Genomic DNA, 533 nt, shown 5'->3' with positions numbered 1-533 from the left:
CCCTGGGCGGATTCCTTGTAGGCCAGGACCAGGTCCCGGTCCACGGACAGGTAGTTCTGGCCCTTGGGGTTGTAGATCTTAGCGGTCGGGAAGAACGCGTCCATGCCGAACGTCCGGGATTCGTCCGGCACGATCGGGACAACCCGGTGCCCGAACTTCTTGTCGCGGAGCAGGTCCTTGAGCAGGCGGACGAAGGCCATGGTGGTGGCGGCCTGCTGCTTGCCCGAACCCCGCTTGGCGACGTCGAACGTTTTGGGATCCGGCATTTCCACCGGCCCGGGGCCGGGGCGCCGTTCGGGCACCGGGCCGCCCAAAGCCTTGCGCCGCTCCAGAAGGTAGGCAATCTCGGGCGCGTCCGGACCGGGGTGGAAATACGGCGGCCGGTAGGGATCCTCTTCGAGCCGGGCGTCGGATATTGGGATTCTCAAGTAATCCCTGAATTCCTTCAGGTCGTCGAGGGTGAGTTTTTTCATCTGGTGGGTGGCGTTGCGGCCTTCGAAGTGCGGGCCCAGGCCGTAGCCCTTGACCGTTTT

The 533-nt window shown here is 64.5% G+C and carries 1 pseudogene; it reads right to left on the bottom strand.

From position 1 onward, the window contains the following. A pseudogene (locus ACTHQX_RS21770) lies at positions 1-533 on the bottom strand (pyruvate dehydrogenase (acetyl-transferring), homodimeric type); the annotation flags it as partial.

Origin of the sequence: Arthrobacter sp. SAFR-023 (assembly GCF_051965295.1) — a bacterium.
In the GTDB taxonomy this organism is placed as follows: Bacteria; Actinomycetota; Actinomycetes; order Actinomycetales; family Micrococcaceae; genus Arthrobacter.
Note: the sequence above shows the minus strand (reverse complement) of the source record. Positions and strands in the feature narration are given on the sequence as shown.